This window comes from Roseicyclus sp. (assembly GCF_052168335.1).
GTDB lineage: Bacteria > Pseudomonadota > Alphaproteobacteria > Rhodobacterales > Rhodobacteraceae > Roseibacterium.
Window position 1 is genome coordinate 1 of the sequence record NZ_JBQLZP010000306.1, and the last position, 6,500, is coordinate 6,500.

General features: G+C 72.0%; 6 protein-coding genes and 1 pseudogene. 4 read left to right on the forward strand and 3 right to left on the reverse strand.

The window, feature by feature from the left end; genetic code table 11:
* From ACTS11_RS09515 to ACTS11_RS09530, 4 genes and pseudogenes are all read left to right on the forward strand, one after another.
* Nucleotides 1-268 (forward strand): annotated as a pseudogene (locus tag ACTS11_RS09515) (carbohydrate ABC transporter permease); the annotation flags it as partial.
* A gap of 13 nt (nucleotides 269-281) precedes the next feature.
* Entirely contained in the window at nucleotides 282-1,286 is a 1,005-nt protein-coding gene (locus tag ACTS11_RS09520) for an ABC transporter ATP-binding protein (protein ID WP_442640082.1), read from the forward strand.
* A complete protein-coding gene (locus ACTS11_RS09525) occupies nucleotides 1,283-2,056 on the forward strand; it encodes an L-iditol 2-dehydrogenase (RefSeq protein WP_442640083.1) in 774 nt (257 codons plus the stop codon). Before ACTS11_RS09520 ends, ACTS11_RS09525 begins: the two co-directional genes overlap by 4 nt.
* Complete coding sequence (locus ACTS11_RS09530) at nucleotides 2,056-3,543, forward strand: mannitol dehydrogenase family protein (protein WP_442640084.1); 1,488 nt, start codon at nucleotides 2,056-2,058, stop codon at nucleotides 3,541-3,543. Before ACTS11_RS09525 ends, ACTS11_RS09530 begins: the two co-directional genes overlap by 1 nt.
* 41 nt (nucleotides 3,544-3,584) lie before the next feature.
* Here ACTS11_RS09530 and aqpZ read toward each other — a convergent pair whose 3' ends face one another.
* The 3 genes from aqpZ to ACTS11_RS09545 all read right to left on the reverse strand — a co-directional run.
* Nucleotides 3,585-4,313: an aquaporin Z gene (gene aqpZ / locus ACTS11_RS09535; RefSeq protein WP_442640085.1), complete on the reverse strand. Its 729-nt coding sequence runs from the start codon at nucleotides 4,311-4,313 to the stop codon at nucleotides 3,585-3,587.
* 195 nt (nucleotides 4,314-4,508) lie between these two features.
* Nucleotides 4,509-5,126: a hypothetical protein gene (locus ACTS11_RS09540; protein WP_442640086.1), complete on the reverse strand. Its 618-nt coding sequence runs from the start codon at nucleotides 5,124-5,126 to the stop codon at nucleotides 4,509-4,511.
* A partial coding sequence (locus ACTS11_RS09545; protein ID WP_442640087.1) for an OmpA family protein occupies nucleotides 5,123-6,500 on the reverse strand: 1,378 nt, incomplete at its 5' end. The genes ACTS11_RS09540 and ACTS11_RS09545, both read right to left, overlap by 4 nt.

The window sequence follows — 6,500 nt, forward strand, 5'->3', positions numbered from 1 at the left end:
CCTGACGCCGATGGCGATCCCCGGCATAGCCTCGACGGTGCTCCTCAACATCATCCTGGCCTGGAACGAAGCTTTCTGGACGCTGAACCTGACGGCGGCGAACGCCGCACCGCTCACCGCCTTCATCGCCAGCTACTCCAGCCCCGAGGGCCTGTTCTACGCCAAGCTCAGCGCGGCCTCGACCATGGCGATCGCGCCGATCCTGATCCTCGGCTGGTTCAGCCAGAAGCAACTCGTCCGCGGCCTGACCTTCGGCGCGGTGAAATAGGAGAGCGACCGCAATGGGACGCATCACGCTCGACAAGGTGAGCAAGTCGTTCGGGGAGGTGCAGGTCATCCCGCCCCTCGACCTGACCATCGAGGACGGGGAGTTCGTGGTCTTCGTCGGGCCTTCGGGCTGCGGGAAGTCCACGCTCCTGAGGCTGATCGCGGGGCTCGAGGACGTGACCTCGGGCGAGATCCGCATCGACGGGCAGGACGCCACAGACGTGCCGCCCGCAAGGCGCGGCCTCGCGATGGTGTTCCAGTCCTACGCGCTCTACCCGCACATGAGCGTGCGGAAGAACATCGCCTTCCCCCTGCGGATGGCGGGGATGGACAGGGCCGAGCAGGAGCGGCGCGTCACGGCGGCCGCCGAGGTGCTGAACCTCACCGACTATCTCGACCGCCGGCCCGGCCAGCTCTCGGGCGGGCAGCGGCAGCGCGTCGCCATCGGGCGCGCCATCGTGCGGGAGCCCGCGGCCTTCCTCTTCGACGAGCCGCTCTCGAACCTCGACGCCGCCTTGCGCGTCGGCATGCGGCTGGAGATCTCCGAGCTGCACAACCGGCTCAAGACGACGATGATCTACGTGACCCATGACCAGGTCGAGGCGATGACCATGGCCGACAAGATCGTGGTGCTGCGCGCGGGCGTCATCGAGCAGGTCGGCACGCCGCTGGAGCTTTACCGCACCCCGCGCAACACCTTCGTCGCGGGCTTCATCGGCAGCCCGAAGATGAACCTCGTCAATGGCGGGATCGCGGCCCGGCACGGGGCGGAGACCATCGGCATCCGGCCCGAACACGTCTCCGTCTCGTCGGAGGGCGGGGAATGGAGCGGGCGGGTCGGCGTCTCCGAGCACCTGGGCTCGGACACCTTCTTCCACGTCAAGTGCGAGGGCATCCCGGACCCCGTCACCGTGCGCGTCGGCGGCGAGGTCGACCTGCACTACGGCGACGCGGTCTGGCTGACGCCCGACACCAACCACCTGCACCGCTTCGACAGGGAAGGCCTGCGCATCGCATGAGACGGCTCGAGGGAAAGACGGCGCTGATCACCGGCGCGGCACGGGGCATCGGGAAGGCCTTCGCCGAGGCTTATGTCCGCGAGGGCGCGCGCGTGGCAATTGCCGACATCGACATGGACCGCGCCCGCGCCTCGGCAGCGGAGATCGGGGATGCGGCCATCGCCGTCGCGCTCGACGTGACCCGGCAGGACAGCATCGACGCAGCGGTCGCGGCCACCGTGGATGCGTTCGGGCAGATCGACGTGCTCGTCAACAACGCAGCCATCTTCACCGCCGCGCCCATCGTCGAGATCGAGCGCGCCGACTACCAGCGCGTCTTCGACATCAACGTGGCGGGAACGCTCTTCACCCTGCAGGCGGTCGCCCGCCACATGATCGAGCGGGGCATCCGCGGGCGCATCATCAACATGGCGAGCCAGGCGGGCCGCCGGGGCGAGCCGCTGGTGGCCGTCTACTGCGCGACGAAGGCCGCGGTCATCAGCCTGACGCAGTCGGCCGGGCTGAACCTGATCGCCCACGGCATCCGCGTGAACGCCATCGCGCCGGGCGTCGTCGACGGAGAGCACTGGGACGGCGTCGATGCGTTCTTCGCGAAACACGAGGGCAAGGCGCCGGGCCAGAAGAAGCGCGAGGTGGGCGAGGCGGTGCCCTATGGCCGCATGGGACGGGCGGAGGACCTCACCGGAATGGCCGTCTTCCTCGCCTCGGACGAGGCCGAATACATCGTGGCGCAATGCTACAACGTCGACGGCGGCCAGTGGATGAGCTGATGTCCGCGACCCGCCCCATCAAGCTGTCGAACGCCACGCTGGACGATCTGCCCCGCTCCGTCGCGCGCCCCCGCTACGACCGTAGCCGCCTGACCCCCGGCATCGTCCATATCGGCCTCGGCAATTTCCACCGCGCCCACCAGGCCTGGTACCTGCACCGCCTCATGCAGGAGGGGCTGGCGCTGGACTGGGCGATCCTCGGCGCGGGCGTCCGTTCCTACGACGCGGCCATGCGCGAGAAGCTCCTCGGGCAGGACTGCCTGACGACGCTGATCGAGCTTGCGCCCGACCGGCGGTCTGCCGAGGTGACCGGCCCGATGATCGGCTACCTGCCGATCGAGGCGGGCAACGGCCCGCTGATCCGGGCGATGGCCGATCCGCGCATCCGCATCGTCGGGCTGACCGTCACCGAGGGCGGCTACTACATCGACGCCGCGACCGGCGGGCTCGACACCGGGCACCCCGACATCGTCCACGACGCGGCGCACCCCGATGCACCGCGCACCGCCTTCGGCGCCATGGTGGCGGCGCTGAGGCTCAGGCGCGGGGCGGGTCATGTGCCCTTTTCCGGCCTGTCGTGCGACAACCTCCTCGGGAACGGCGCCATCCTGCGGCAGACGGTGGCCGGACTGGCACGGTTGCAGGATCCCGCCCTGGCCGACTGGATCGAGGGCGAGGGCGCCTTTCCCAACTCGATGGTCGACAGCATCGTGCCCGCCACCGGACCGGACGAGCTGCGCCTCGTGCGAGACCTCGGCATCGACGACGCAGCGCCCGTCGCGCACGAGAACTTCCGGCAATGGGTGATCGAGGACGATTTCCGTGCGGGCCGCCCCGACTGGGACCGGGTGGGCGCCACCTTCACCCCGGACGTGCACGGCCACGAGATGATGAAGATCCGCATCCTGAACGCGGGGCACCAGGTCATCGCCAATGCGGGCGAGCTCCTGTCGGTGGCCACCATCTCCGACTGCATGGCGCACCCCTCCATCCGCGCCCTCTTCCGCAAGGTCCAGGTCGAGGAGATCCTGCCCCGCGTCGAGCCGGTGCCCGGCATGTCGCCGTCCGAATACCTGGCGCTGATCGAAGGGCGCTTCTCCAACCCCGCGATCCGGGACACCACGCGGAGGGTCGCCTTCGACGGCTCGTCGCGCCATGCGGGCTTCCTCCTGCCCGTGATCCGCGAGGCGCTGGCGTCCGGCGCGAGGGTCGAAGGGCTCGCCCTGGTCGAGGCGCTCTGGGCCCGCATGTGCGAGGGCACCCGCGAGGACGGCTCGGGCATCGAGCCGAACGATCCCGCGTGGCCCCGGCTGACCCTGGCCGCCCGTGCGGCGCGGGACCGTCCGCTCGCCTGGCTCGAGCAGGAGGGGATCTACGGGAACCTCCGGCGCGCCACGCCCTTCACCCGCGCATTCGAGCACTGGCTGACGCGGCTCTGGCGGGACGGAACGGCGGCGGTGCTGGAGGACTATGCCGGGGGTGGCTGAGGGCGCGGGACCGGCCTGCGCACCGGGACGCGGCGTCCCTGTTACTTCCCCGCCGCCGCCCGTCCCGGCGGACGCGGCATCTCGTTCGCCCGATCCTCGATGAGCCCCATCCAGATCGCCGCGCCGAGTGCCGCACCGGCAAGCGGCGCGACCCAGAACACCCAGAGCTGACCGAGCGCCGCCGTCTCGGCGAAGGGGGCGACAGCCAGCGAGCGGGCCGGGTTCACCGAGGTGTTCGTCACCGGGATCGAGATGAGGTGGATCAGCGTCAGCGCGAGGCCGATCGCGATCGGCGCGAAGCCGGCGGGCGCCCGCGCGGAGGTGGCTCCGAGGATGACGACGAGGAAGGCCGCCGTCAGGACGACCTCGATCAGCAGCGCCGATGCGAGACCGTAGCCGCCGGGCGACAGCGTTCCGTAACCGTTCGAGGCGAAGCCGCCCGCCGACCAGTCCGGCGCGCCCGAGGCGATGACGTAGAGCAGCAGCGCGGCGAGGAGCCCGCCCGCGACCTGTGCCGTCCAATACCCGGGAAGATCCGCCCAGGCGAAGCGCCGCGCGACCGCGAGGCCGAGGGAGACGGCGGGGTTGAAATGCCCGCCCGAGATGTGGCCCACCGCGTAGGCCATGGTGAGAACGGTCAAGCCGAAGGCCAGCGAGACACCGACGAAGCCGATGCCCAGCTCGGGGAACCCGGCGGCGAGCACCGCGCTGCCGCAGCCACCGAAGACGAGCCAGAACGTTCCGAAGAACTCCGCCGTGAGCTTCCTCATTGCCTGCCTTTCGTTGCCGGTCGCGGGGGGCACGGGCCCTGCGGCGGCCCGCCCGATGCGCGATCCTAGCCCGGCGGCGCGGCGACGAAGGCTCGCGATGACCCGGATCGGGTCACTTCGGTGCAGGGCCTGGCGGTCTGTCCCCGCGGGAGGGCGAGGCGGCGACGGCCGCCCGCAGCGGGTCAAGCGCGCCGTTCAGTCCCGTGCCATGCTCGAGGTCAGGACGCCGAGGTTGCCGAGCTCGGTGTCGCGCCCCCATTCGCGGTGCAGGAGGACGCCGTTGACGATCCTCAGACGCCGCACGGCGAACTCCGCCCGGCCGCCCGCACCGTCTCCGAGCACGACCATCACATCGGTCACGTCGGTGCCCTCGACGCGGAAATGGGCCGGGTCGGCGAAGGCGGCCACGGCGGTCATGATCGCGAGGATCTCGTCGGGATCGGTGATCCGCTCGTCCCGGAGGAAGCAGAGCCCCTCCCAGGCGCCGGCACCGAGGACCGCCGCGCCGCCCGCCAGGGCCACGCGCGGGGTCGTCGCGACGCCCGCCGCGAGGTTCCCTGCGGCGGTGCCGATCTGGCCGAGCGTGCCCGCGCCGCCGCCGACGAGCGACGCGCCGGTGGCGATGTCGCGGAGCGAGAGCCGGGCCGTGGTCTCCAGCACTTGCCCCGCGGCGTCGCGCGCGCCGGCTGCGAGGCTCGCCGCGAGGTCGCTGCGCAGGACCTCGCTCGGCCGGTCCTCGCAGACGCGCGCCTCCGCCCCGGCGGCCGTCACGGCCAGAAACGCGAGGCCGATGCCGCCGCGCAGCGCCCTCACTGCGCCGCCGCGACGCGGAGGAGGTCGGTGATCCGGCGGACGGCGACGCGGCGGTTCAGCCGCTCGTTCTCCAGCGTCGGGATCAGCAGGAACTCCTCGCCATAGCCCTGGATCACCATGTTCTGCGCGGGTACCCCGAAATACTCGGTGAGCGCGAGCGCCACGGTCTCGGCCCGGCGGTCCGAAAGGCCGAGGTTGAACGAGGCGCTGCCGGTGGCGTCGGTATGCCCCTCGATCAGGAAGACCTCGCGCGGGTTCCGGGCGATGGCGTCCGACATGGCCCGCCCGAGCGCGAGGAGCTGCCGCGCCTGGTCCGGCGTGATCGCGGCCGAGCCGGTCTCGAAGGTGACGTTCTCGAGGTTCAGCGCGGGCGCGAGGTCGCGCACAGCCCGGATCGACCGGATCTGCGACAGCGAGAAACCGCGATCCGCCAAGGTCTGCGCCTCGAGCGCGCGGGCGAGCGCCGCAGCATCCGCCGAGGGGCTGGCGGTCACGAGGCTCTGGCCCGGCCGCGCGCTCGGCAGCTCGGAGACGACGACGGGAGTATGGACCGCGATGTCGTCGATCAGGACCGTCCGCGTCCCGTCGGGCGCCACGACCGTCCGGCGCAGGATGCGCAGGTCGCGGTCTCGCACGGTAATGATCTGCGTGCCGTCCGGCTCGGTCACGACGTTGCGCGAGGAGCCGTCGGCGAAGGTGTCGGTGAAGACCCGGTTGCCGGGGCGGCGCAGGAGCGTGTCGTCGTCGCGGATCACCTGATAGTCGCCCTCGGGGCGCAGCACCACGAGCCGGTCGTCGGCGCGGTTCACCACCTGCCGGTTGCCGGCGATGATCGAGCCGATGGCGAGGCCCGCGATCCCGCCGAGGATCAGGCCCTGCGTCCCGCTGAGGCCGGTGCGGTCGCGCTCGGGCGCCGCCTGCGCCTCGGTCGTCGCGGTCAGGAGGCGGCCGAAATCCTCGTCCGGGCGTCGCGCGGTTTCCTCCGTGATGACTACCTCGGTGGCGGCGACGACGGGCGCCGCCTCGGGCACGAGTGCGAGGGACTGGAGGGCTTCGCCCGCCTCGGCCTCGGCGGCGGCGATCTCGGCCTCGGCCTCCGCGACGGGATCGACGGGGGCGGCGGCGAGTTCCGCGGCCTCGGCGGCGGCGCGCGCGGCTTCGAGCGCGGCCTCGTCCTCGGCGCTCAGCTCCTCGGGCGCGACAACGAGCGTCTGCGCTGCCAGCGCGGCGGCCAGCGCGTCCTCGTCTCCGGCAGGCGCTTCGGCCGTCGCCGGGGCGGTCTCGGTCGGGGCCGGCGGGAGCGGCGCCTCGGCGGCCTCGCCGTCGGCGGCCTCGCCCTCGTCGGTCGTTGCGCCGGCTTCGGCGGCGGTCGCT